Raw genomic sequence first — 24,543 nt, forward strand, 5'->3', positions numbered from 1 at the left:
CGGGCGTGCCGCCCTCATCCCTGTCCGCCTCGGGGGCCAGCACACGCGTCCCGCCACGAAGCCGGGTGCCCCCCGCGGAGCCCGTGCCCGACCGCGGAGCCCCGTGCCCGACCGCGGAGCCCCGTGCCCGACCGCGGAGCCCCGTGCGCCCAGCGCGGAGCACGGTGCCAGGACACGCCGGCGCGTCGTGACACGGTGCTCCGCTGTCGCGAGCTGCCGGTGGGGTCCGACCACCCGCGGCTGTCGCCGGCGACGGTGGCGACAGTGGGTCCACGAGCGACCGCCGGTGCCGTCGCGGGCGCCCGCGAGCGAAGTGCCACGACACGCCGGCGTGTCACGGCACCAGGCTCCGCACAGCTGTCACGGGGCTCCGCGGACGGGCACCAGGCTCCGCGGTCGGCACCGGGCTCCGCGGTCGGCACCGGGCTCCGCGGACGGCACGCGGCTCCGCGGTCGGCACGGGGCTCCGCGGACGGCACCGGGCTCCGCGGTGGGCGCCGGGCTCCGCGGGTGGCTGGGGTGGCGCGGGTGGGGCTAGAGGTGGGGGGTGGCCGTGAGGGGGAAGTCGCGGACCGCGCGCCAGACGCCGTCGTCGCCGTGCTCGAAGACCTGGAGGCTGTCGACCTCGAACTCGGCCTCGAAACCAGCCAGCTCGTCGAAGGCGCGGTCCAGGGCGTCCTCGGGGACGTCGTGCGCGACCGTGACGTGCGGGTGGTAGTTGAACCGCAGCTCCTGCTCGAGGGGTCCCGAGCGGACGGCGCGCTCGAGCTGCTCGCACTCCGCGATGCCCTTGACCACCTGCACGAACACGACCGCCGACACCGGCCGGAACGTGCCCGTGCCGCGCAGCAGCACCGTGAACGGCGCGTGCTCCTTGCCGACGGCGGTGAGGTGGTCCCCCACGACCTCGAGCTGGTCGGGCTCGACGACCGTCGGCCCCAGCAGCGTGACGTGCGGCGGGATGTCGTGCGCGAGCGGGTCGCCGAACCCGGCGCGTGCGCGCTGGAGCAGCGGGCCGTACGGCTCGGGGACCTGCAGGGCGACCCCGATCCGCACCTGGTCGCCCACGCGCTCCGGGAGCCTCACGCCCGCTGCCCCCGGGCCGGCAGCAGGCCGATCCGGTCGCGCACCCGGTCCATCGTGCCGCGCGCGATCGCCGAGGCCCGCTCGGCGCCCTCGGCGAGCACGTCGTCGAGCTTGTCGGGCTCGTCGAGGTAGGCGTGCACGCGCTCCTGGAACGGCGTGAGGAAGTCGACGACGACGTCGGCGAGGTCCTTCTTGAGGTCGCCGTAGCCCTTGCCGTCGTACTCGGCGACGATCGCGTCGATCGTGCGGCCCGTGAGCGCCGCGTAGATGGTCAGGAGGTTGGCGATGCCGGGCTTGGCCTCGACGTCGTACCGGATCTCCCGCTCGGTGTCCGTCACGGCCGAGCGGATGCGCTTGGCCACGACCTTCGGGTCGTCGAGGAGCTCGATGAGCCCGGCCGGCGTCGACGACGACTTGCTCATCTTCGACGTCGGGTCCTGGAGGTCGTAGATCTTCGCGGTGGCCTTGACGATGTGCGCGTCGGGCACCACGAAGGTCGGACCGAACCGGCTGTTGACCCGCTGCGCGAGGTCGCGCGTGATCTCGAGGTGCTGGCGCTGGTCCTCGCCCACGGGGACGAGCGCGGCGTCGTACAGCAGGATGTCGGCCGCCATGAGCACCGGGTAGGTGAACAGCCCGACGGTCGTCCCCTCGGCGCCCTGCTTGGCGGACTTGTCCTTGAACTGCGTCATGCGCGAGGCCTCGCCGAAGCCCGTGTGGCACGACAGGATCCACGCGAGCTCGGTGTGCTCGGGCACGTGCGACTGGACGAACAGCACGGAGCGGGCCGGGTCGACGCCCGCCGCGAGGTACTGGGCAGCGGTGCGGCGCGTGCGCTCGCGCAGCAGCGACGGGTCCGGGGCGACCGTGAGCGCGTGGAGGTCGACGACCGTGTACAGCGCGTCGTAGTCGTCCTGGAGCGCCACCCAGCTCGTCAGCGCGCCGAGGTAGTTGCCGAGGTGCAGGGAGTCGGACGTCGGCTGCATCCCGGACAGGATCCGGGGGCGCGACGCTGCGGTGGGTGCGCTGGCCATGACGAGCATTCTGGCAGGTCCGGGCGGGTGGGTCGGACCTGCCCGCGTCAGGTGGCCTCGTCGTCGAAGGGCGCCGGGCCGGCGGCGCCCCCGCCCGGGCCGTCCTCGGCCCGCGCGTCGGTCCGTCGCGCGTCGGCCGACCGCGCCGCGCCGGCGGCTGCCGCCGTCCCGCCGCGTCCCGACGTGTACCGCCGCCCCGTCACGGGCGGGGGCGGCGCGACGTCCTCGAGCAGCGCGTCGCGGACGATGCGCCGGGGGTCGTAGCGCCGGGGGTCCAGCGACGCCCAGTCGACGTCGGCCGCGTCCTCGCCGAGCTCCTCCGCGACACGCTCGCGCGCCGTCCCGAGGAAGCGGCGGAGCGTCCGGACCCAGGACGCGAGCTGCTCGGCGTAGCCGGGCAGGCGTTCGGGACCCACGACGAGGAGGGCCACGACGATGAGGACGAGGAACTCGCCCCCGTTGATGCCGAGCACGCGGTCAGACTAGCCGCGCGCCGACGACGCCCCCGCCGCCGCGGGTCACGGCGCCGCGCTCTGCGTCTCGTCGAGCACGACGCGCACGTCGCGCTCCTCGTCGCCCGTGCGCACCGTGAGCGTCACCGAGTCCCCGGGCGCCTTGGCGCGGATCGCGACGATGAGCTCCTCGTCCTCGGTGACGGGACGGCCGTCGATCGCGACGATGACGTCGCCCGGCTCGATCCCCGCGCGGTCCGCGGGGCCGTCCGCGGTGACGGGCGCGACCCCGTTCTGCGCCTCGGTCGAGACCTGGACGCCCTCGCCCTGGTAGCGCTGGTCGAGGAGCACGCCGACCACGGGGTACGTCGCGACACCCGTCTCGATGAGCTGCTCGGCGGTGCGGCGCGCCTGGTTGGAGCCGATCGCGAAGCCGAGGCCGATGCTGCCCGCGGCCTGCGTCGCGCCCGGCCGCTGGGCGATCGCCGAGTTGATCCCGATGACCTGGCCGGTCGCGTCCACGAGGGGGCCGCCGGAGTTGCCCGGGTTGATCGCCGCGTCCGTCTGGATCGCGTTGATGAACGCCGTCTGCTGCCCGCTGCCCGCCGAGACGGGCCGGTTGAGCGCGCTGACGATGCCGGTCGTGACCGTGCCCTGGAGCCCGAGGGGGGCGCCGATCGCGACCACGGGGTCGCCCACGACGACCGCGTCCGAGTCGCCGAGCACGAGGGGCGTGAGGCCCGTGCGCTCGACCTTGATCACGGCGAGGTCGTACGCGGTCGTCCGGCCCACGATCTCGGCGGGCTCCTCGCCGCCGTCGGCGAACACCACGACGATCTCGCCGCCGCCGTCGGCCCCGGCCGCCACGACGTGGTTGTTGGTGAGGATGTAGCCGTCCTCGCGCAGGACGAATCCCGAGCCCGTGCCCTCGCCGTCGGCCGCGCGGACCTCGATCGCGACGACGCTCGGCAGGACCTGCGCGGCGACCTCCGCGACGCCCGTGAGCTCCCCCACGTCCTCGCCGGTCGCCTGCGGGAGCGCGGCGTCGACGGGGCGCGGGCGCTCGAGCCAGCGCTCGCCCAGGTAGCCGCCCGCGGCGCCGGCGAGCAGCGCGAGCAGGAGGAGCGGCACGACCCAGACGACGCCGAGCGCCCGTCGCGGGCGGCGGACGCGCTGCGGACGCCCCCAGCTGTCGAGCGGCGGCGAAGGCTCACCGGCAGGGGCGTCGGGCGGGTGCGCCTCGGACGTGGGCGCAGGCGCGGGGCCCAGGACGGGGGGCTCGCCGGGTCCGGACGACGTCGAGGGTCCGGACACCACAGGTCCGGACGCCACGGGCCCGGACGCCACAGGTCCGGACGCCACGGGCCCGGACGGCGCGTACCCCGGGGTCGCCTGCCGTGCCGGAGCGTAGCCGGGCGCCGCGAGGCCGGGCGTGGCGCCCGGGGCGGGCGCGGCCGCCGAGGTCGGGGCCGCGCCGGGCGGCGCGAACCGGGCGTCCGTGGGGCGGGGGCCGGTCGGCCGAGGGCCGGCCGCGGCCGCTGCCGGCTCGGACGACGCACGGGGCGCGTCCGCCGGGGCCGCCCCGGCGTCCCGCGCCGCGCCGGCGTCGTGCACGGCCGAGCGGTAGGACGACGGCGGCGCGAACGGGTTGACCGGGGCGTCGCGGTCGGGGTCGCGCGGTGCGTCGGTCGTGGGCTCGGAGGTCACGGACCCCATGCTCCCGCGATCACGTCCCAGCCGCGCGCGAGCCGCGCCGCCACCCGGTCGTCGTACCGGGTGTGCGGGTAGGCCGTCACGAGCTCCTCGGCCGCCGACGTGCGCGTCTCCGCGACCACGCTCACCACGGTGCTGCCCGACTGCCACACGACGTGCCACGGCGCGCTCGACAGCAGGTGCACGCTGCGCTCGCCGACGGTCGTGAGCGGCGCGCCGGCGACCGCGGACGGGTCGAGCCGCCCGTGCTGCTCGGTCACGACGATCGTGCCGAGCGGTCCCGCGAGGTCGACCTCGATCCCGCTCGACCCGTCGACGTCGTCGCGCACGGTGGTGACGGCGTAGCCCTCGGGGAGGTGGTCGGGCGCCGACCAGCCCTCCTCACCCAGCCAGGTGAGGATCGGCTCCCCCTCGCCCACCGTCTCGGTGGGGGTCGACCGCCACGTCAGCGCGGTGGTGGCCGTGCCACCGAGCGACGCGGACGAGCCGAGCGTCGACGTCCGCGGCGTCGCGGTCACCCCCTCGCCCGTGCCCGCCCGGCTGAGCAGCGTGAGCGCGTGCGCCGGGTGGGTCGACGGCGCGACGGCGGGCTGCACGCCGAGCGCGACGAGCGTCGCGGCCACGACGCCGACGCCCGCCGCCGTCGCCAGGACCCGCGCGGGCGTGCGCGACCGCGTGAGGTCGCCGCCGAGGCAGCCCGTCGCGCGACCGGGCAGCTCGGCACGTCGGCTGCCCGGCATGGGCAGCGAGCCGTCGGGCAGGCGCCGGGGCGTGTCGCGGCGCGGCACGCCCCGCGCGGACGGGTCGCACGGCGGGGCGCCGAGCGCGACGAGGCGCGCCGTGAGTCCCGGGTCGACCGGGACGTCCGCCGCGCCCGCGAGCGCACGCCGTGCGGCGCGGGCTGCCGCGAGCTCGTCGGCGCACTCGCGGCACGCGGCGGCGTGCGCGAGCACGCGCTCGGCGGCCGCGGGCGGGAGCTGCCCGTCGACCAGAGCGCTGATCTGGGAGCCCAGGTGGCTCACCGCCCCGCCTCCACGGGCAGGGCCTCGCGCAGCACGCCGTCGGGCACGACGTCGGCCGGGGGCACCGGGACGAGGTGCGCCTCGACCGGCGCCCGGTGCGCGAGCGACGCGCGCAGCTGTGCCCGTGCGCGGTGGATCCGGGAGCGCACGGTGCCGAGCTTGATGCCCAGCGTCAGCGCGATCTCCTCGTAGGACAGGCCCTCGATGTCGCAGAGCACGACGGCGGCGCGGAACTCGGGCGGGAGCGCGTCGAGGGCGCGCTGGATGTCGTGGTCCAGGTTCGCGTGCTCGTACCCGCGCTCGGGGCTGCCCGGCCCGACGGGGCCTGGCACGTGCGCGGCGTCGTCGCCGAGCGGCTCCATCCGGATCCGCTTCTTGCGGCGCACGCCGTCGAGGAACAGGTTGGTCGTGATGCGGTGGAGCCAGCCCTCGAAGGTCCCCGGCGTGTAGCTCGACAGGGACCGGAACACGCGGATGAACGTCTCCTGCGTGAGGTCCTCGGCGTCGTGCTGGTTGCCGGTGAGGCGGTAGGCGAGGCGGTAGACGCGGCCCGAGTGCGTGGCCACGATCTCCTCCCAGCTCGGCGGCTGGTACGGCTCGTCGGCCACCGCGGCGACGGGCAGCCGCGCGGGCGCGTCGGACGTCGGCGGGGTCGTGCCGCCCGTGCGGCGCCCGCGCAGTACCGGTCGCACCGTGGGTGCCTCTCTCTCGGCGGTGGCACTCGCGTGCCCGCGGGACCAGTGTTCCAGCCCGCACCTGCACGAACGACCGGCGCGTCCCCGGTGTTCCCGCGCCCTCGGCGCGGCGGTTCGCCCGGGCGGGCCGCGCCCGCGGCGATAGCATCGAGCGAGCCCGAGACCCGCCCGCCAGGAGGACATCATCGCCACCGACAAGTCCGTCAGCTGGGCCCACGCGGAGGACTTCCGCGCGCTCGACGAGACCCTGCTGCGCGCGACCGACCGGGCGGACCAGCTCGGGTGCGGGGCGGTCTCGCCCGGCACGGGTGCGGTCCTCCAGCTCCTCGCGTCCGCGCTGCGCGCGACGGCCGTGGTGGAGATCGGCACGGGGGCCGGCGTCTCGGGCCTCTGGCTTCTGCGCGGCATGGCGCCCGACGGCGTCCTCACGACCATCGACAGCGAGGCCGAGCACCAGCGGGCCGCGAAGGAGGCGTTCGCCGAGGCGGGCGTCCGCTCGACGCGCGCGCGCACGATCACGGGTCGCGCGGCCGACGTCCTCCCCCGCCTCACCGACGGCGCGTACGACCTCGTGCTCGCCGACGCCGACCCGCTCGACCTCGGCGAGCACGTCCCGCAGGCGCTGCGTCTCCTGCGCCCGGGGGGCGTGCTGGCGATCGCGCACGCGCTGGGCGGGGACCGCGTGCCGGACCCGGCGCGCCGCGACGAGGTCACGACCGCGCTGCGCGAGGCCGCGCGGCTGGTCCGCGACGACGACCGGCTCGTCCCGGCGCTCCTGCCGAGCGGGGACGGCCTGCTGCTCGCCTCGCTGCGCTGACGCTGGGCTGGCGCTGCGCCGGCGATCCTGCTCGTCCGCGCGCCCCCGAGAGGGCGTCAGCGCAGCTGCAGGAGCCAGCGCAGGAGCAGGCGGGCGCCGAAGCCGGTCGCTCCCTCGGGGACCTCGTGGGCTGCGGCCGTGGCTCGCGCGGGCCCCGCGATGTCGAGGTGCGCCCAGCGGCGGTCCCCGGCGAAGCGCTGCAGGAAGAGCGCCGCGGTGATCGAGCCGCCACCGACGCCCGGGTCGGACGGCACGTGCCGCACGTCCGCGACCGACGACTCGAGCACCCACCGGTAGTCCTCGACGAGCGGCATGCGCCACAGCAGCTCGCCCGTGTCCTGCCCGGCCGCCTCGAGCGAGCGCGCGAGCCGGTCGTCCGGCGTGTAGAGCGCGCCGTGCTGCCGGCCCAGCCCGAGCGTCGCGGCGCCCGTGAGCGTGGCGACGTCCACGACGATGTCCGGGTCCAGCTCGGCGTCGGCGTGGCTCAGCGCGTCGGCCAGGACCATGCGGCCCTCGGCGTCCGTGTTGACGACCTCGACGGTCGTCCCGCCGTGCACCGTGACGACGTCGCCCGGGCGGTAGGACGAGGCACCGACGGCGTTCTCCGCGAGCGGGAGCAGCGCGGTGACGCGGTGGCGCACGCCCGCCCGCGACGCGCCGAGCACGGCCGCGAGCGCGACGGCGGCGCCGGCCATGTCGGTCTTCATCGCGACCATCGACTCGCGCGGCTTGATGGAGATGCCGCCCGTGTCGTAGGTGATGCCCTTGCCGACGAGCACGACGTGGCGCCCCGCGGCGCCCGGCCGGGTGCGCGCACCGGCCGAGGGGGCCCCCACGGGCTCGTACCGCACGGTGACGAGCCGCGGCGGGTGGGCCGACCCGCCGCCGACGGCGACGATGCCGCCGAAGCCGCGCTCCGCGAGCGCGTCGCCCTCGAGCACCTCGACCGACAGGCCGGGTCCGGTCGCGAGGCGCGTGACCTGGTCGGCGAGCCAGGCCGGGGTCTTGGTGTCCGACGGCGTGACGGTGAGGGTGCGGGCGACCCACGACGCCTCGGCCGCGATGCGGGCGGAGGCGAGCGCGCTCTCGGGGTGGCGTCCGAGCACCACGAGCTCGGTCGCCGGCGGCTCGGGGGGCGTGCCGGTGGCACGCGTCGCGTGCCGGTACGCGCCGAGCAGGTAGCCCTCGACGACGGCGCGCGCGTCCTCGGCCCCGCCCTCCGCGCCGAGCGTCGTGACGACGCGGCGCAGCCCTCGGGTCGACCGCGCGACGGCGGCGCCGGCCCGGCGCAGGTCGCGGGGCGAGCCCGAGCCCGTGCCGACGAGCACGACGCGGGCGGGCAGCCCCGCCCACGGGAGCGCCGCAGCGCCCGAGGCGCGGGGCAGGTGCACGGTGTGCGCCTCGCCCGCGGCGCCGGTGAGCCCGGCGCGCTCGGCGAGGTCGCCCAGGTCGATGCCGTAGCGCACGGCGGCGTCGGCGACGCCCGCGCGGGGCTGGACGCCGTCGTCCTCCTCGGCCGCGGGCGCGACGGGCAGCACGAGCGCGTCGACGTCCGGCTCCGCGAGGAGCGTCGTGGACGCGACGGTGCCGCGCGCGACGGAGACGGCGGGCAGCTCGGGCAGCGACGAGGACGCGGGGGCGCGCCGCGGGGCGGCCGCCCTGCGGCGGCCGGTCTCGTCCCGGCGCACGACCGTGCGCCGTGCTGGTCCGGCCACGGGCCTCAGCTCACGACGGCGGTCAGCGCCTCGCCCAGCTCGCTCGCCTCGGTCGCGTTGAGCTCGACGACCAGGCGGCCCCCGCCCTCGAGGGGCACGCGCATGACGATGCCGCGGCCCTCCTTGGTGACCTCGAGCGGTCCGTCGCCCGTCCTCGGCTTCATCGCAGCCATCGGTTGGCTCCTCCTCGTCGGTCTCGTCCCGCCCGGCCCAGGTCCGTCGGTCGGCGCCCTCGCGGGGCCGGCCGTCGGTTGCTCGCTCGTGGCGCGCCGCGGCTCGCGCGCCCAGGGTGCGTGTGCCGGCGGACGCGCTCCCGTGCGTGGCTGGGTGGCGGATGTCCGAGATCAGTCTAGTTCACCGCGAGGACACGGCGGCACCCGTCGGACGGCGCTCACGGCGGCCACCCGGACGGCGGCACGAGGCGCCAGAGCAGCCCCACCCACGCGACCTGTCCCGCGACGCCGAGGAGGACGACGAGCGCGAGCGTCGCACGGGGCCACCGGCTGCGCAGGCAGAGCTGGGCCACGACCGCGGCGACGGGGAACGCGAGGAGCCCGAACCTCACCAGGCTCGTGCCGGGCTCGAGCACGAGGACCAGGTAGCCCAGGTAGCCCGCCGTCCAGCCGCGCAGCACCGCCCCGAGCCGCGCGAGCGGGCGGGTGAGCAGGAGCGCGCCCAGCCCGACGGCGACGGCCGCGAGCGCGGGGACGCCCCACGGGCCGAGCAGCCACCGCGCGACGTCGAGCCACGGCACGAGCGGGACCACCTCCCCGCGCCCGCGCCACGCGGCCTGGGTCAGCGTGTACGCGTCCGCGCGCCCGGTCGCGAGCCCCACGAGGGCGGGCCACAGGAGCCCGGACGCCGCGGCGACCAGGGCGAGCGCGCCGAGGCGCCACCGCTCGCCCGGGGCCCACGCGAGGGCGGGCGCCGGGGCCACGGACGCCTCGCGGTGCCGCTGCCACGCGTGGGCGGCGACCGCCAGGACGAGCGGCAGGGCGACCGCGCGCGTGAGCCCGAGCGCGAGCACCACGGGCACCGCGAGCGCGTACCGCCGCTCGAGCAGGCACCACAGCGCCGCGGCGAGCAGGAGCAGGGCGAGGGACTCGGTGTACGCGACCTGGAGCACGGGCGACGCCGCGCCCGTCGCCAGCACCGCGACGGTCGCGAGCGGCAGCGCGCGGGCGACCCGTGCGGGCGGCGGCGGCGCGCCCGCACGGACGGCCGCCTCGAGGCCGAGCGCGACCACGCGGTGGACGACGAGCAGCGCGGCGGTCCCGAGCACGAGCGCGAGCAGGGGTGCGACGGTCGCCCAGGGCGCCCCGGTGAGCGCCATGATCCCGCGCGCGAGGACCGGGAAGAGCGGGAAGAACGCCCAGGCGTTCTGCTGCACGCGGCCGTCCGGCCCGAGGGGCAGCTCGGCGGGGTACCCCTCCTCCGCGATCGTCCGGTACCAGGAGGCGTCCCACATGAGGCCCGTGTACTCGAGGTACGACGGCGACGCCGGGGTCCAGAGGTTCGCGGCCTGCCGCTCGGCGACGACGAGGAGCACGACGGCGCTGACGAGGCGCGCCGCGGCCTGCACCGCCAGCACCTGGACCCACCAGCGCCGGCGCACGAACCCGAGCGCGGGCCGCGCAGCGGTCACGCGAGCCCGCGCACGGCGCGGGCCGGCGGCAGGTCGCCGCGGATCACGGCGACCATCTCGGCGACCCGGCGGGTCGCCCGGACGTCGTGCGCGCGGAAGACGCTCGCGCCCAGCCACGCCGCGACCGCGGTCGCGGCGAGCGTGCCCTCGAGCCGGTCCTCGACCGGCAGCCCGAGCGACTCGCCCACGAAGTCCTTGCGGCTCAGCGCCATGAGCACGGGGTGACCCAGCGCGACGAGCTCGGCCGTGCGGCGCGTGAGGTGCAGCGAGTGCCACGTCGTCTTGCCGAAGTCGTGGGTCGGGTCGACGAGCACGGACTCGGGGTGCACGCCGGCCTCGACGGCGCGCGAGGCAGCCGCAGCGAGCGTCGCGAGGACGTCCTGCAGGACGCCGTCGCGCGGGTCGGGCGCGGTGCCGGCACCTGCGCCACCTGCGTCACCGTGGGCCCCGCCGGCACCCTCCCCCGCGCGCAGCGGGTACTCCGGACGCAGCGGGTCGGTCCGGGGCGGCAGCCCGCCCGTGTGCGAGCACACCAGGCCGGCGCCGTACCGCGCGGCGACGTCGGCGAGGCCGGGGTCGTAGCCCGCCCACGTGTCGTTGATGAGGTCGGCGCCCGCCTCGGCCGCCGCGACGGCGACCTCGGAGCGCCAGGTGTCCACCGAGATCGGCAGGTCGCCGAACGCCGCGCGGACGCGCGCGACCAGCGGCACGACGCGGTCGACCTCCTCCGCGACCGACACCTCGGGCCCGCGTCCCGCCCGCACGCCGCCGATGTCGACGAGGTCCGCGCCCTCGCGCACCGCGCGCTCGACGGCCGCGAGCGCGGCGTCGTCGTCCGACGCGCGCGCCGCGGCGTAGAACGAGTCGGGCGTGCGGTTGACGACCGCCATGACCGCCGGACGACCCGGGGACAGCACGCGGCCGCGCAGGCGCAGCGCGACGCCCGCCGGCGGCACGCCGGTGCTCACGCCGGCGAGGTCCCCGAGCCCGCGCGCTCGGCCTCCTGCTCGGCGGCCGCGTTGGCGGCGACGGCCTGCTCCTCCGCGCGCCGCTGCGCGTCGCGGTCGTGCACGATCCGCACGGCCTCGTCGGGGTCGTCGACGAGCTGGACGAGGTCGAGGTCCTTCTCGCTGATGGTGCCGTGGTCGAGGACGGGCCCGCGCAGCCAGTCGAGCAGGCCCTGCCAGTACAACGAGCCCACGAGCACGATGGGGAACTCGGTGACCTTGTGGGTCTGGACGAGCGTGAGGGACTCGAAGAGCTCGTCGAACGTGCCGAACCCGCCCGGCAGCACCACGAAGCCCTGCGCGTACTTGACGAACATCGTCTTGCGCGCGAAGAAGTAGCGGAAGTTGACGCCGAGGTCGACCCACTGGTTCATGCCCTGCTCGAACGGCAGCTCGATGCCCAGGCCCACCGAGAGGCCGCCCGCCTCGGCCGCGCCCCGGTTCGCGGCCTCCATGATCCCCGGACCGCCCCCGGTGATGACCGCGTAGCCGTGCTCGACGAGCCCGCGCCCGACGGCGACGCCGAGCGCGTAGTCGGGGTGGTCCGGCTTGGTCCGCGCGGAGCCGAAGACGCTGACCGCCGGCCCCACCTCGGCGAGCGCGCCGAAGCCCTCGACGAACTCGCTCTGGATGCGCATGACGCGCCACGGGTCGGCGTGGACCCACTCGGCGCCGCCGCCCCGGGCGAGGAGGTTCTGGTCGCTGGTCGTCTCGGGGACCTGCCCGCGCCGCAGGAGCACGGGGCCCTTGCGGTAGCCGCGGCCGCCGTCGTCGTTGCTCATGGGACCGACTCTAGGAGGTCAGCCAGGCCCGCAGCCCGGCGAGACAGGCGGTGATCTGGTCGACCGGGCAGCGCTCGTCGTCCGCGTGCGCGAGCGCGGGGTCGCCGGGGCCGAAGTTCACCGCGGGCACTCCCAGCGCGGAGAACCTGGCCACGTCCGTCCACCCCTCCTTCGCCGCGGGCGGGCGGCCGCTGAGGCCGGCGACGGCGGCCGCGAACGCAGCGGCGGCAGGGTGGTCGAGACCGGGCCGGGCCCCCGGCGCGCCGTCGGTGAACGCCACGTCGAAGCCCGCGAAGACGTCGCGAACGTGGTCCTGCGCCTGCTCGAGCGTCGCCGCGGGCGCGAAACGGTAGTTGACGGTCACGACGCACTCGTCCGGGATGACGTTGCCCGCGATGCCGCCGCGGATCGCCACGGCGTTGAGCCCCTCGCGGTACACGAGCCCGTCGACCTCGACCGCGCGCGCCTCGTAGGCCGCGAGCCGCGCGAGCACCGGCGCCGCGCCGTGGATCGCGTTGACGCCGAGCCACGACCGTCCCGAGTGGGCCGCGCGCCCCGTGACGCGCACCTCGGCGCGCAGGGTCCCGTTGCAGCCGCCCTCGAGCGCCCCGGCCGTGGGCTCGCACAGGACGGCGAAGTCGCCGTCGACCCAGTCCGGGTGCTCACGGACGAGGCGGCCCAGGCCGTTGCGGTCCGCGTCGACCTCCTCGTTGTCGTAGAAGACCCAGGTGACGTCGCGCGTCGGGGCGCCGAGCGCCACGGCGAGCGCGAGCTGGACGGCGACGCCCGCCTTCATGTCGACGGTCCCGCGGCCCCAGAGCACCTCGGTCCCGTCGGCCTCGCGTCGCCGCTCGGTCGGCAGGTTGCCCGCGACCGGCACGGTGTCGAGGTGCCCGGCGACCACGACGCGCTGGGACCGGGCGAGGTGGGTCCGCGCCACGACGGCGTCGCCGTCGCGGAGCACCTCGAGGTGCGGCGCCGCGCGCAGGGCCGCCTCGACGGCGTCCGCCAACGGGCCCTCGGTCCCGCTCACGGAGCGCAGGTCGCACAGGACGCGCGTGAGCTCGACGACGTCGCCGGTGACCGGCAGCACGGTGGAGGTCATGCCGCGACCCTAGGCCGTCTCGCTGGGCAGGACGCCGCGCGCCCGACATCTAGGCTGGCGGGCATGAGCACGCGCACCGCCTGGGGCCACGGTCTGGCCACGCTGACGCCGGACGGCACGGTCCTCGACACCTGGTACCCGCAGCCCGCGCTCGGTCGCGCGCCGTCGGACGGCTCGGACGAGGAGCACCGCGCCGCCCTGCGCGCCCTGGAGCGCGCGGACGACGCGCGCGGCGTCCGGACGCAGGTGATCACGACGGAGATCGACCTCGACGAGGCGCCGACGAGCACGGCCGACGCCTACCTGCGGCTGCACCTGCTCTCGCACCGCCTCGTCCCGCCGCACGGCGTCGACCTCGACGGCATCTTCACCGTCCTGCCGAACGTCGTGTGGACGGACCGCGGGCCGTGCGCGGTGGCCGGCTTCGAGGCGACCCGGCTCCGGCTGCGCGCCGAGCACGGGACCGCACCCGTCGTGCTCGGCGTCGACAAGTTCCCCCGCATGGTCGACTACGTGCTGCCCTCGGGCGTCCGCATCGCCGACGCCGACCGCGTGCGCCTCGGTGCGCACCTCGCCGAGGGCACGACCGTGATGCACGAGGGCTTCGTCAACTTCAACGCGGGCACCCTCGGGGTCTGCATGGTCGAGGGCCGCATCTCCCAGGGCGTGGTCGTGGGCGACGGCAGCGACGTGGGCGGCGGCGCGTCGATCATGGGCACCCTCTCGGGCGGCGGGCGCGAGCGCATCCGCGTGGGCCGCCGGTCGCTGCTGGGCGCCAACGCCGGCCTCGGCATCCCGCTCGGGGACGACTGCGTCGTCGAGGCGGGCCTCTACCTCACCGCGGGCACCAAGGTGACGATCGCGGGGTCGGGCGCCGACGCGGGCGCGGTCGTCGCGGCGCGCGAGCTGGCGGGACGCGACGGGCTCCTGTTCCGCCGCAACTCCGTCACCGGGGCGGTCGAGGCGCACCCGCGGACCGGCACCGGCATCACGCTCAACCCGGACCTGCACGCCCACTGATGCCCGCCCGCCCAGCCGCGCCGCGGCGCGGACCGTCGGAGCCTCCGCAGGCCGGCGCCGCGCGGCCCGCCCGGCAGCCCGTGCCGCGCGCGCTCGACCCGCGCCCGGCGCGACCGCCGCGACGCCGTGGCCGCCGCGCCGGCCGGACGCTGCTCGGCGTCGCGGCGTTCGTCGTCGGCGTGGGTGCCGCGGGGACCGGTGTGGCCGCGTGGCTGCGCCACCTCGACGCCGAGCCCCTCGTCGAGCGGTGCTCCGCGACCGCCGAGGGCACGGCGTGGTTCCTCGAGCCGGACCAGGCCGACACCACCGCGCTGCTCGCGGCGACGAGCGTCCGGCGCGGGCTGCCCGCGCGGGCGACGACCATCGCGATCGCCACGGGCCTGCAGGAGTCCAAGCTGCGCAACATCGACTTCGGGGACCGCGACTCCCTCGGCATCTTCCAGCAGCGGCCGTCCCAGGGCTGGGGCACGCCCGAGCAGCTGCTCGACCCGGTCTACGCGACCAACGCGTTCTACGACGCGCTCGTCGAGGTCGAGGGGTACGAGGACCTCGCCGTCACCGAGGCCGCGCAGGCCGTCCAGCGGTCCGGCTTCCCCGACGCCTACGCCCAGCACGAGCCGCGCGCGCGGGCGTGGGCGTCCGCGATGTACGGCTTCAGCCCGGGCGCGCTGACCTGCACGCTGGCCCCGGCCGACGCCGCGGGCGACCCGGCCGGCCTCGCCGCGCGCGTCGAGCGCGACTTCGGCGGGCTGCCCGTGACCGCCACGGGCCCGGTGCTCGAGGTCGACGCGAGCGGGCTCGGCGGCACCGCGGAGGACGCCGCCCGCATGGCGTGGATCGTCGCCCACTGGGCCGTGTCCGTCGCCGAGACGCACGACGTGGTCGCCGTGCAGGCGGGCGACACGGCGTGGGCGCGCACCGAGGGCGCCTGGGCGACGGTCGACGACGCGCCGACCGCGCCCGGTGTCGTCCGGATCGAGCTCGCGACCTGAGCCGCGCGGCGGGTCAGGGCCGCCACGGGCTCAGCCTCAGCGCAGGTCGATCGGCGCGTAGTCCCGCGACGTCGGGCCCGTGTACACCTGGCGCGGGCGGCCGATCTTCGTCTGCGGGTCGCTCATCATCTCGCGCCACTGCGCGATCCACCCGGGCATGCGGCCGACCGCGAACAGCGGCGTGAACATCTGCGTCGGGAAGCCCATCGCCTTGTAGAGCAGGCCCGTGTAGAAGTCGACGTTCGGGTAGAGCTTGCGCTCGATGAAGTAGTCGTCGCTCAGCGCGATCTCCTCGAGGCGCATCGCGATGTCGAGCATCTCGTCGCGCGCGCCGAGCGCCGAGAGGACCTCGTCGGCCGCCTTCTTCACGATCGCGGCGCGCGGGTCGTAGTTCTTGTAGACCCGGTGGCCGAAGCCCATGAGGCGGACGCCGTCCTCCTTGTTCTTCACGCGCCGCATGAAGTCGGTGGCGTCGCCCCCGCCCTCCTGGATCTCGGTGAGCATGCGCAGCACGGCCTCGTTGGCGCCGCCGTGCAGCGGGCCCGACAGGGCGTTGATGCCCGCCGACACCGAGGCGTAGAGGTTGGCGTGGCTCGAGCCGACGATGCGCACGGTCGACGTCGAGCAGTTCTGCTCGTGGTCGGCGTGCAGCAGGAGCAGGACGTCGAGCGCGCGGACCATGACCGGGTCGACGTCGTACGGGGTGCCGTTGGGCTGGAACGCCATGCGCAGGAAGTCCGCGACGTAGCCGCGGCCGCGGTCGGGGCCGATCATCTCCTGGCCGAGCGCGCGCCGGTGCGCGTAGGCCGCGATCGTCGGCGTCTTGGCGAGGAGCTGCACCGTGGCGAGCTCGACGGTCGCGGGGTCGAACGGGTCGACGCTCTCCGGGTAGTACCCGGGCAGCGCCGAGACGGCGCTCGAGAGCACCGCCATGGGGTGCGCGTTCTCGGGGAAGGCGCCGATGAGGGCCTTGAAGTTGTCGTGCAGGTGCGTGTGGCGCTCGACCCGCTCGACGAACGCCGAGAGCTGGTCCGACGTCGGCAGCTCGCCGTGCGTGAGCAGGTAGGCCACCTCGAGGAACGACGAGCGCTCGGCGAGCTGCTCGATCGGGTACCCGCGGTAGAGCAGCACGCCCTGGTCCCCGTCGATGTAGGTGATCTCCGACTCGCACGACGCCGTGTTCATGAACCCGGGGTCGACGGTCACGAGACCGGTCTGCTTGAGCAACGAGGACACCACGATCCCGTCATTCCCGATCGTCGCGTCGACGACGGGCAGCTCGAGCGCCCGCCCGCCCACACGCAGCTCGACCGGGCTGGTGGTGGTCTCGGTCATGAATCCTCCTCGGCGGGCCGTCGGCCAGCGGGAAGGCCCCCTGCGCTGCGGTCCAGACATGCGATACGGCCCTCGTCGGCCACGACGACGGTACCTGCGCACTCGCGCGCAGAACGAATCGGTGATGGGCAGAACGTCCCTTGTGGGGGGTGATCCCCATCACACCCGTGGGCCCTCCGGTCGCGGTGGCGACGTCAGGAGCAGTCCAACGATAGACCAGGTGCGGGTCAAGCGGCCGGGATCCGGAGCGGGACCTGCGTCCTCGGCGACTCAGGCGCCCGCGAGCCGCGCCGCCGCCTCGGCGACCGCGGAGTCCGACGCCGTGAGTGCCATCCGGACGTGGCGCGCGCCGGCGGGCCCGTAGAACGCGCCGGGCGCGACGAGGATGCCCAGGGCCGCGAGGTCGGCGACCGTCCGCCAGCAGTCCTGCCCCGGGCCGGGAGCGCGGACCCAGAGGTACAGGCCCGCGGGAGACGCGTCGACCTCGAGCCCGGCGGCCTCGACGCCCGCGCGCAGCACCTCGCGACGCCGCCCGTACCGGGCACGCTGCTCGTCCACGTGGTCGTCGTCGGCGATCGCGGCGAGCGTCGCCGCCTGGACGGGCGCGGGCACCATCATCCCGGCGTGACGCCGCAGCAGGAGCATCGGCGCCACGAGCGCCGGGTCCCCCGCCACCCACGCGGCGCGGTAGCCCGCGAGGTTCGACTGCTTGGACAGCGAGTGCACCGCGAGCAGGCCCTCGTGGCTCCCACCGCTGACGCGGGGGTCCAGGACGCTCGGCACGCCGTCGCGCGCCCAGGGCTCGTCCCAGGCGAGCAGCGCGTAGCACTCGTCGCTCGCGACGACGGCGCCGATCCGGCGCGCCGCCTCGACGACCTCGCGCAGGCCCTCGACCCCGAGGACCGCGCCCGTGGGGTTGCCCGGCGAGTTCACCCAGACGAGGCGCACGTCGTCCCGGTCGGCCCATGCGGCGACGTCGTCCGCAGGGAGCGGCTGCGCGCCCGCGAGGCGTGCGCCGACGTCGTACGTCGGGTAGGCGGCCTCGGGGTGCACGACGACGTCGCCCGGGCCGAGGCCGAGCATCGACGGCAGCCAGGCGACGAGCTCCTTGGAGCCCACCGTCGGCAGGACGGCGGCCGGGTCGACGTCCGGCACGCCGCGACGCCGCGCGTACCAGGCCGCGATCGCCTCGCGGAGGGCGGACGAGCCGTGGACCGTGGGGTAGCCCGGCGCGTCCGCGGCGGCGGCGAGCGCCTCGCGCACGACGCGCGGCGTCGGGTCCACGGGCGTGCCGACCGAGAGGTCGATCATGCCGTCCGGGTGCGCCCGTGCGGCCGCCGCGTGGGGCGCGAGGGAGTCCCAGGGGAAGTCGGGCAGGCCCGCGGTGACCAGGCCCACTCAGGCCGCCGGGACCGCGAGGCTCACGCGGTGCCGTTCTGCGGCGGGAGCGCCGCGATGATCGGGTGGTCGTGGTCGATCATGCCCATCTTGGCGGCGCCACCCGGCGAGCCGAGCACGTCGAAGAACTCGACGTTCGCCTTGTAGTACTCGCTCCACTGCTCGGGCGTGTCGTCCTCGTAGTAGATGGCCTCGACCGGGCAGACGGGCTCGCACGCGCCGCAGTCCACGCACTCGTCGGGGTGGATGTACAACGACCGCTTGCCCTCGTAGATGCAGTCGACGGGACACTCCTCGATGCAGGCCTTGTCCTTGACGTCGACGCAGGGCTGGGCGATCACGTAGGTCACGGGTGGTCCCTCCAGAGGCCGGCTTGCCGGTGCGGCCCGAACGGGCCCGTCGGCGCGGTCACGCCGGTCCTAGTATCCCCCACATGCGCCCGACCCTGCCGAACGGTCCGTCCGCGTCGCGGCGACGGCCGGTGCGGCCGTGAGCGTCGACCGGTCGTCGTGGCAGCCCGGCGTGCGCGTCGTCGTGCGTCGCCGGCTCGCCGAGGGCGGCTTCTCCGACGTGCTCGGCGACGTCGTCGAGTCGACGGACGCGCACGTGGTCGTGCGGACCCGCCGCGGGGACGTCACCGTCCCCGCGGGCGAGATCGCCCTGGGCAAGCGCGTGCCGCCCGCCCCGATGCCCCGGCCGCGCCGCGACCGCTGAGGTCAGCCGGTCGGCGGCGGGCCGCAGACCACGTGGTTCTGCGGCTTGTAGCGCACGGTCCACGACTCCGAGGACTGCTCGACGCCCTGGAGCAGCAGGCGCCGGGTGACGGTGACCGTGAAGCCCGGGTTGCCCGCGGACTGCGGCTCGCACGTCGGCGACTGCGAGTACACGGTCGTCGGGGCGACGACGCCGCTGCGGCCGCTCGTCGAGTCCTGGACCTCCCAGTACTTCGTCCCCCAGATGCGCACGTGCGTGCGGCCGCCCTCGACCCACGCCTGCACGAGCGCGCCGTAGGGCGTCGTGTTCTTCCAGCGCATGTCGAGCGAGCCGGTGAAGATCGTCGCCTCGCGGCCCTCGGGGTAGCGCGAGAACCACTCGCTGTGCGGGTGGTGCTCGACGTCCTCCATGCCGGCGAAGAACGCCGCGTTGTACGTGGTCGTCGAGAGCTGCGAGAGCCCGCCGCCCCACGCGTCGGAGTGCTCGCCGTTGACGATGGCGCCCGCCTGGACGAAGCCGTGGGCGCCGTCGATCGGGCCCAGCGCCTCGGTGAGGCTGAACGTCTCGCCCGGGCGGACCAGGGTCCCGTTGATCTTCGAGGCGCCGTTGGTGATGTTCTGCGTGCGGCGCGGCTCGCTGTTGAGCGGGGTCGAGAACTCCGAGACCACCTCGACGATGCCGAGGGCCTCGAGCTCCGCGGTCGACTCGGTCGGGGCGACCTCGACGAGCTCGACGCGCGCGGTGCGGTCCGGGCCGGTGCCCGCGGCCGCCACGGCCTCGGCGAGCGCGGCGGGGTCGAGCGTCGTGCCCGGGGTGCCGGGCACGATCACGGGGACGCCGCCCTGGAACTCGAACGACCCGTCGGACGGGCTGGTGAGCAGGTTCGTCGTGCGGGCGGTCACGGCCTCGACGAGCGCGGCGCCGTCGAGCTGGAGCACCAGCTCCGAGCCGTCGGGGACGAACGACGCCGCGGCGGCGAGGACGTCCGGCGGCAGCTCGGCGAGCTGGTCCCCGACGGCCACGGCGACCGGCGCGGCGACGAACGGTCGCGCGACCTCGGCGAGGACACGGTCGACCTCCTCCTGGGAGATCTGCGGCTCGGTGACCTCCGTCGGCAGCTCGAGCGGCCGGGCCGCGGTGAGCCATCCGTCCTCGATGAGCTCGGCCGCAGCGTCGGCGTCGACCGCCGAGCCGGGCACGGCGTCGGTCCCCTGGGGGGCGCCGTCGACGTACAGCACAGCGCCGTCCACGGGCGCGACAGTCAGCGCGGCGGAGACGCCCTCGACCGCCTCGGCGAGCGCGTCCTCGTCGACGCGCGTGACGGGGTCGGCCTCCCCGGCGCCGAACAGCTGCTCCCAGAGGCGGCGCGGGTGCAGGTCGAAGCCCGTGAGCGCGTCGACGGTCGCGGGCGCGTCCAGCACGAGGCCGGCGGCGACCGGGTCGAGGGTCGTGCGGTTGTCGCCCGCCGAGACCGGGATCGCCTCGGTCGTCGCCGCCTCGAGCGACGAGGTGAGAGCGGCCTCGGCCTCCGCGGCCTCCATGCCGCCGAGCTCGACGCCCGCGACGGTGGTGCCGGGAGCGACCCGCTCGGCCCAGAGCCAGAGCGCGCCCACGTAGGCGCCGGCCAGGACGACCACCACGGCCGCGACGACGCCGAGCACGCGCGGCCAGCGGCGGCGGCGGCGCGGCTCGTCGGGGAACGCGTCCATCGGGGAGGACGGGCGTGCCGGCGCGACGACCGGGGCGCTCGTGCGGCTGTCGCCGGCGCGTCCCGCGCCCCGCGCGCCCGTCGCGGGCGTGGTCGCGGCAGGCGGGACCGGGCCGGCGGGCGCGAGCACCTGGGTCGCGTCGTCGGCCGCGGGGGTCGGCACCGCCGGGGTGGTCGCGGCCGTGGTGCGGTCGCCCAGGGGGTCCGCCGACGGCGACGCGGGCGTGCGGTCGAGGTGGCTCAGCCGGGTCGGCGCGCCCGGGGCACCGGGCGCGGCGGTCGGCGGCGCGTAGGCGGGCGCGTCGTCGTCGAGCGCCGCGGCGGGGATGACCACGGTGGGCGCCTCCCACGCGCGCGGCTGCCAGGAGGCCGGGGCGCCGTCGGAGGCCGGCGGTGTGGCGGCAGGGGCAGGCGGCACGGTGTCCGGCGCGGGCGGACCCGCGTCGGGGGCGGGCGGCGCGGCCTCGGGGGCGGGGGCGGGCTCCGCCTCGGCCGCCGGGCCGTCGCCCTCGGTCGGGGGCGCAGCCGCGGGCGCTTCGCCCGGCGCAGCGACGTCGTCGGTGGAGCGCAGGCTCTCGGGGGCGTCCGCGCTCACGCTCGCGCCCGCCTTCTCCGCGCCCTCGCTCGGGGTCCCCTCGGCGTCGGGCTGCACGGCGTCAGGCTCGGCCGCGTGGGGCTCCGCAGCGTCGGGCTCGGCCGCGTCAGGCTCCGCGGCGTCGCCCGCGCGCTCTCCGTCCACCGCACCGGCTGGGGCGTCGTCGGCGCCGGCACTCGGCTCCGCGCCGTCCTCGTCCGCACGCGCGGCGTCGTCCGCGGAGGCGTGCCCCGCGGCGCCCGGTGACCCGACCGTCTCGTCGGCCGCCGCGTCCGGCGCGGGCGCGTCGGTGCGCTCGTCGGCCGGCGGGACCGCTTGTCGTGCGTCGGTCATCGGTGTGCGTCTCCCCCTGCTGCGACGGCGGACCCCTCGCCCGCCCGCGCGATTCTACGGGCAGAGGCTGGTCAGCCCCGGCGTCCCGTCATCGGCCGGTCGCTGAACCAGCGGCGCGGCGCCAGGCCGGCGAGCGAGACGACGAGCGCGCCGGCGTACCAGACGTAGCCGACCGGCTCGGCCGCGACGAGGACGTCCCCACCCGGCCCGCGCGCCGCGAGCACCGCGACGGTCGTCACGATGCCCAGGCCCACGAGCAGCATCCCGGCCCAGCCCGCCCAGGCCCGGGCGAGCACCCCGGACGCGAGGACGGCCGCCAGCGCGAGGACGAGGCCCCACGGGACGTCCCAGCGGTGCACGACGGTCCCGATCAGACCCACGACGACGCCCACGAGCAGCGTCGCGGCGAGGCGCCCGAGGGTCCGTCCGTCGGTGAGGTCGATCACGGCGGTCACGCTACAACCGCGACGGCGCGCGGCCAGACCACGTCGTCGGGCCGCCCGCCCGGTGCGACGCGGTACCCCTCCTGCGCGAGCACGGGCTGCAGGACGTCGTTGCTCAGGGCGAGCACCGCGACCACGCCGGGGACGTCGACCGCACGCACCGCCTGGACCTGCGTCGCGTGCGCCGCGAGCGCGGCGAGCACGCGGTCGAGCACGGGCACGGCGTCGACCCGGACCGTGACCGCGGCGTCGGGCACGGCGGCCGAGGGCAGCGGTCCCTCGGCGTCGGACGGCACGAGGCCCGGACCCGCGAGGTCCGCCGTCGCGGCGTACGCGGCGCGCAGGCCCGCCTCGGGGAGGGCGCCCCACAGCACGACGGGCACCCGGTGACCTGGGCGTCCCTCGCCGGGCTCCGCCGCGAGACCGACCGCACGCTGCATCACCACGTGCGCGTGCACGTGGTCGGGGTGCCCGTAGCCGCCGCCCGGCTCGTAGCCCGCGACGACGTCGGGACGACGGTCGCGCAGCACGCGCGCGAGCGCGGCCGCGGCGGTCTCGACGTCCACGTCGACGAACGCCCCGGCCGGCCGCTCGGCCGCGGCACCGGCCCGGCCTACGCCCAGCCACGCCATGCCCGAGTCCTCGAAGCGCTCCCCCGTGCCGACGACGTCGTCGAGGAAGAGGTGGTCGGTGACACCGAGCGCCCCGAGCGCCGCGGCGAGCTCGCGCGTGCGGTGCGCCGCGAGCGCCGGGCCGTCGCCCTCGAGGTGGGCGAGCTCGTCGCCGATGACCTCGCCGCGCTCACCGCGCGTGCAGGTCACGACCGCCGTCGGCCGGCCCGCCGCCGCCCAGGTGGCGAGCAGCGCGCCGGTCGCGAGCGTCTCGTCGTCGGGGTGGGCGTGGACGGCCACGAGCCCGCCCCGGCCTCGTGCGCCGTCCACCCCCGGCACGGTCAGGCCCGCTTGGCCCGGGCCGTGATGCGGGCGCGCTCGGTCTGGTCGAGCACCACCTTGCGGATGCGCACGATCTCGGGCGTCACCTCGACGCACTCGTCCTCGCGCGCGAACTCGAGCGACTCCTCGAGCGTGAGCCTGCGCGGCGGCACGAGGTTCTCGAAGTTGTCGGCCGTCGAGGACCGCATGTTCGTGAGCTTCTTCTCCTTGGTGATGTTCACGTCCATGTCCTCGTTGCGCGAGTTCTCGCCGACGATCTGCCCCTCGTACACCTCCTGCGTGGGCTCCACGAAGAAGGAGCCGCGCTCCTGCAGGTTGATCATCGCGAACGGCGTCACCTTGCCGGCGCGGTCCGCGACGAGCGAGCCGCTCGTGCGCGTCTCGATCTGGCCCGCCCACGGCTCGTAGCCGTGCGAGATCGAGGACGCGATGCCCGTGCCGCGCGTCTCCGTGAGGAACTGGGTGCGGAAGCCGATGAGCCCGCGGGCGGGGACGACGAACTCCATGCGGACCCAGCCCGTGCCGTGGTTCGACATGGTCTCCATGCGGCCCTTGCGCTGGGCGAGGAGCTGGGTGACGGCGCCGAGGTACTCCTCCGGCACGTCGATCGTCATGTGCTCCATGGGCTCGTGGACCTTGCCGTCGACGGTCCGCGTGACGACCTGCGGCTTGCCGACCGTGAGCTCGAAGCCCTCGCGGCGCATCTGCTCGACGAGGATCGCGAGGGCGAGCTCGCCGCGGCCCTGCACCTCCCACGCGTCCGGCCGCTCGGTGGGCAGGACGCGCAGCGAGACGTTGCCGATGAGCTCGGAGTCGAGGCGGTCCTTCACCTGGCGCGCCGTGACCTTGTGCCCCTTGCCGCCCTTGCCGGCGAGCGGGGACGTGTTGATGCCGATCGTCATCGAGATCGCCGGGTCGTCGACCGTGATGAGCGGCAGCGGCCGCGGGTCGGCGGGGTCTGTGAGCGTCTCGCCGATCGTGATGTCCGCGATGCCCGCGACGGCGACGATGTCGCCCGGCCCCGCCTCGTCGGTGGGGACGCGGTCGAGCGCCTTCGTCTCGAGCAGCTCGGTGATGCGCACGTTCTGCAGCGTGCCGTCGGCGCGGGCCCACGCGACCGTCTGGCCCTTGCGGATGGTGCCGTTGAACACGCGCAGGAGCGCGAGGCGGCCGAGGAACGGCGACGCGTCGAGGTTGGTGACGTGCGCCTGGAGCGGCGCGCCCTCGTCGTACGTGGGTGCGGGGATCTTCTCGAGGATCGTCGCGAAGAGCGGCTCGAGGTCCGGGTTCTCGGGCAGCGTGCCGTCGGCCGGCTGCTCGAGGGACGCGCGGCCGGCCTTGGCCGCGGCGTAGACGACGGGGACGTCGAGGATCGCGTCGAGGTCGAGGTCCGGGACGTCGTCGTGCAGGTCGCTCGCGAGGCCGAGCAGCAGGTCGGTCGACTCGTGCACGACCTCGTCGATGCGCGAGTCGGGGCGGTCGACCTTGTTGACGAGGAGGATCACCGGGAGCTTCGCGGCGAGCGCCTTGCGGAGCACGAAGCGCGTCTGGGGCAGCGGGCCCTCGCTCGCGTCGACGAGCAGGACGACGCCGTCGACCATCGACAGGCCGCGCTCGACCTCGCCGCCGAAGTCGGCGTGGCCCGGGGTGTCGATGACGTTGATGGTGATGCCGTCGGGCTGACCCGCGGCCGCCGCGGCGGGCCCGCGGTACCGGATCGCCGTGTTCTTGGCGAGGATCGTGATGCCCTTCTCACGCTCCAGGTCGCCCGAGTCCATCGCGCGCTCGTCGACGTGCGCGTGCGAGCCGAAGGAGCCCGACTGCCACAGCATGGCGTCGACGAGGGTGGTCTTGCCGTGGTCGACGTGGGCGACGATCGCGACGTTGCGCAGGTCGGAGCGCACAGGCATGCGGGACTCATCTCAGGAGGAGAAAGGGGGGTGGAGCGGCGCCGCGTCGTCGTGCGTGGGCTCGGGGGC

The 24,543-nt window shown here is 76.3% G+C and carries 23 protein-coding genes; 4 read left to right on the forward strand and 19 right to left on the reverse strand.

Going from position 1 to position 24,543, the window contains the following annotated elements:
- Window positions 1-534 precede the first annotated feature (534 nt).
- The 6 genes from JIG38_RS03630 to sigE are packed head-to-tail and all read right to left on the reverse strand — an operon-like array spanning window position 535 to window position 5,930.
- Window positions 535-1,086, reverse strand: a complete 552-nt coding sequence (locus JIG38_RS03630) for a 2'-5' RNA ligase family protein (protein WP_199422345.1) — start codon at window positions 1,084-1,086, stop codon at window positions 535-537.
- Window positions 1,083-2,120, reverse strand: coding sequence for a tryptophan--tRNA ligase (gene trpS, locus JIG38_RS03635; RefSeq protein ID WP_199422347.1), 1,038 nt, complete (start codon window positions 2,118-2,120; stop codon window positions 1,083-1,085). The genes JIG38_RS03630 and trpS overlap by 4 nt, the downstream gene beginning before the upstream one ends.
- A gap of 47 nt (window positions 2,121-2,167) precedes the next feature.
- Window positions 2,168-2,593 (reverse strand): twin-arginine translocase TatA/TatE family subunit, encoded by a 426-nt coding sequence (locus JIG38_RS03640; protein WP_199422349.1) that lies wholly within the window; start codon window positions 2,591-2,593, stop codon window positions 2,168-2,170.
- A gap of 45 nt (window positions 2,594-2,638) precedes the next feature.
- Window positions 2,639-4,279: a trypsin-like peptidase domain-containing protein gene (locus JIG38_RS03645; RefSeq protein WP_307844548.1), complete on the reverse strand. Its 1,641-nt coding sequence runs from the start codon at window positions 4,277-4,279 to the stop codon at window positions 2,639-2,641.
- On the reverse strand, window positions 4,276-5,307 hold the full coding sequence (locus JIG38_RS03650; RefSeq protein ID WP_199422353.1) for a zf-HC2 domain-containing protein: 1,032 nt from the start codon (window positions 5,305-5,307) through the stop codon (window positions 4,276-4,278). Before JIG38_RS03650 ends, JIG38_RS03645 begins: the two co-directional genes overlap by 4 nt.
- Window positions 5,304-5,930, reverse strand: a complete 627-nt coding sequence (gene sigE, locus JIG38_RS03655; RefSeq protein ID WP_233404431.1) for an RNA polymerase sigma factor SigE — start codon at window positions 5,928-5,930, stop codon at window positions 5,304-5,306. The genes JIG38_RS03650 and sigE overlap by 4 nt, the downstream gene beginning before the upstream one ends.
- Window positions 5,931-6,186: 256 nt before the next feature.
- Here sigE and JIG38_RS03660 point away from each other — a divergent pair, with 256 nt between their 5' ends.
- The gene (locus tag JIG38_RS03660; RefSeq protein ID WP_199422603.1) at window positions 6,187-6,819 is read left to right on the forward strand and encodes an O-methyltransferase; all 633 of its coding nucleotides are present in this window, start codon (window positions 6,187-6,189) and stop codon (window positions 6,817-6,819) included.
- Between the two features lie 56 nt (window positions 6,820-6,875).
- On the opposite strand, the gene JIG38_RS03665 is transcribed toward JIG38_RS03660, so the two are convergent.
- From JIG38_RS03665 to dapE, 6 genes are all read right to left on the reverse strand, one after another.
- A complete protein-coding gene (locus JIG38_RS03665; RefSeq protein ID WP_307844550.1) occupies window positions 6,876-8,534 on the reverse strand; it encodes a leucyl aminopeptidase family protein in 1,659 nt (552 codons plus the stop codon).
- A 5-nt stretch (window positions 8,535-8,539) separates the two neighbouring features.
- Window positions 8,540-8,707 (reverse strand): DUF3117 domain-containing protein, encoded by a 168-nt coding sequence (locus JIG38_RS03670; protein ID WP_199422355.1) that lies wholly within the window; start codon window positions 8,705-8,707, stop codon window positions 8,540-8,542.
- A 218-nt stretch (window positions 8,708-8,925) separates the two neighbouring features.
- Window positions 8,926-10,179: a hypothetical protein gene (locus JIG38_RS03675; protein ID WP_199422357.1), complete on the reverse strand. Its 1,254-nt coding sequence runs from the start codon at window positions 10,177-10,179 to the stop codon at window positions 8,926-8,928.
- Entirely contained in the window at window positions 10,176-11,147 is a 972-nt protein-coding gene (locus JIG38_RS03680) for a dihydropteroate synthase (RefSeq protein WP_307844552.1), read from the reverse strand. Before JIG38_RS03680 ends, JIG38_RS03675 begins: the two co-directional genes overlap by 4 nt.
- Window positions 11,144-11,968 carry an LOG family protein gene (locus JIG38_RS03685; RefSeq protein ID WP_199422359.1) on the reverse strand — a complete coding sequence of 275 codons (825 nt, stop codon included), beginning with the start codon at window positions 11,966-11,968 and terminating at the stop codon, window positions 11,144-11,146. Before JIG38_RS03685 ends, JIG38_RS03680 begins: the two co-directional genes overlap by 4 nt.
- A gap of 10 nt (window positions 11,969-11,978) precedes the next feature.
- Entirely contained in the window at window positions 11,979-13,073 is a 1,095-nt protein-coding gene (gene dapE, locus JIG38_RS03690; protein WP_199422361.1) for a succinyl-diaminopimelate desuccinylase, read from the reverse strand.
- Between the two features lie 63 nt (window positions 13,074-13,136).
- On the opposite strand from dapE, the gene dapD reads away from it, so the two are divergent.
- Complete coding sequence (gene dapD, locus JIG38_RS03695) at window positions 13,137-14,093, forward strand: 2,3,4,5-tetrahydropyridine-2,6-dicarboxylate N-succinyltransferase (protein WP_199422363.1); 957 nt, start codon at window positions 13,137-13,139, stop codon at window positions 14,091-14,093.
- On the forward strand, window positions 14,093-15,085 hold the full coding sequence (locus tag JIG38_RS03700) for a hypothetical protein (protein ID WP_233404403.1): 993 nt from the start codon (window positions 14,093-14,095) through the stop codon (window positions 15,083-15,085). The genes dapD and JIG38_RS03700 overlap by 1 nt, the downstream gene beginning before the upstream one ends.
- A gap of 36 nt (window positions 15,086-15,121) precedes the next feature.
- Here JIG38_RS03700 and JIG38_RS03705 read toward each other — a convergent pair whose 3' ends face one another.
- The 3 genes from JIG38_RS03705 to fdxA all read right to left on the reverse strand — a co-directional run bounded on the left by JIG38_RS03705 (window position 15,122) and on the right by fdxA (window position 18,168).
- Window positions 15,122-16,420 carry a citrate synthase gene (locus JIG38_RS03705; protein ID WP_199422365.1) on the reverse strand — a complete coding sequence of 433 codons (1,299 nt, stop codon included), beginning with the start codon at window positions 16,418-16,420 and terminating at the stop codon, window positions 15,122-15,124.
- Window positions 16,421-16,690: 270 nt separating this feature from the next.
- Complete coding sequence (gene dapC, locus JIG38_RS03710) at window positions 16,691-17,818, reverse strand: succinyldiaminopimelate transaminase (RefSeq protein WP_199422368.1); 1,128 nt, start codon at window positions 17,816-17,818, stop codon at window positions 16,691-16,693.
- 23 nt (window positions 17,819-17,841) lie between these two features.
- On the reverse strand, window positions 17,842-18,168 hold the full coding sequence (gene fdxA / locus JIG38_RS03715; RefSeq protein WP_199422369.1) for a ferredoxin: 327 nt from the start codon (window positions 18,166-18,168) through the stop codon (window positions 17,842-17,844).
- A gap of 139 nt (window positions 18,169-18,307) precedes the next feature.
- On the opposite strand from fdxA, the gene JIG38_RS03720 reads away from it, so the two are divergent.
- Window positions 18,308-18,532 carry a hypothetical protein gene (locus tag JIG38_RS03720; protein ID WP_199422370.1) on the forward strand — a complete coding sequence of 75 codons (225 nt, stop codon included), beginning with the start codon at window positions 18,308-18,310 and terminating at the stop codon, window positions 18,530-18,532.
- Between the two features lie 2 nt (window positions 18,533-18,534).
- Here the strand turns inward: JIG38_RS03720 and JIG38_RS20605 are convergent, their stop codons facing one another.
- The 4 genes from JIG38_RS20605 to typA all read right to left on the reverse strand — a co-directional run bounded on the left by JIG38_RS20605 (window position 18,535) and on the right by typA (window position 24,474).
- Entirely contained in the window at window positions 18,535-21,168 is a 2,634-nt protein-coding gene (locus JIG38_RS20605) for a VanW family protein (protein WP_199422372.1), read from the reverse strand.
- 71 nt (window positions 21,169-21,239) lie between these two features.
- The gene (locus tag JIG38_RS03730) at window positions 21,240-21,614 is read right to left on the reverse strand and encodes a hypothetical protein (RefSeq protein WP_199422374.1); all 375 of its coding nucleotides are present in this window, start codon (window positions 21,612-21,614) and stop codon (window positions 21,240-21,242) included.
- 5 nt (window positions 21,615-21,619) lie between these two features.
- Window positions 21,620-22,552: a PIG-L family deacetylase gene (locus tag JIG38_RS03735; RefSeq protein WP_199422376.1), complete on the reverse strand. Its 933-nt coding sequence runs from the start codon at window positions 22,550-22,552 to the stop codon at window positions 21,620-21,622.
- Between the two features lie 11 nt (window positions 22,553-22,563).
- Window positions 22,564-24,474: a translational GTPase TypA gene (gene typA / locus JIG38_RS03740; protein WP_199422378.1), complete on the reverse strand. Its 1,911-nt coding sequence runs from the start codon at window positions 24,472-24,474 to the stop codon at window positions 22,564-22,566.
- Between the last annotated feature and the right edge of the window lie 69 nt (window positions 24,475-24,543).

Source organism: Actinotalea solisilvae (assembly GCF_016464425.1).
In the GTDB taxonomy this organism is placed as follows: domain Bacteria; phylum Actinomycetota; class Actinomycetes; order Actinomycetales; family Cellulomonadaceae; genus Actinotalea; species Actinotalea solisilvae.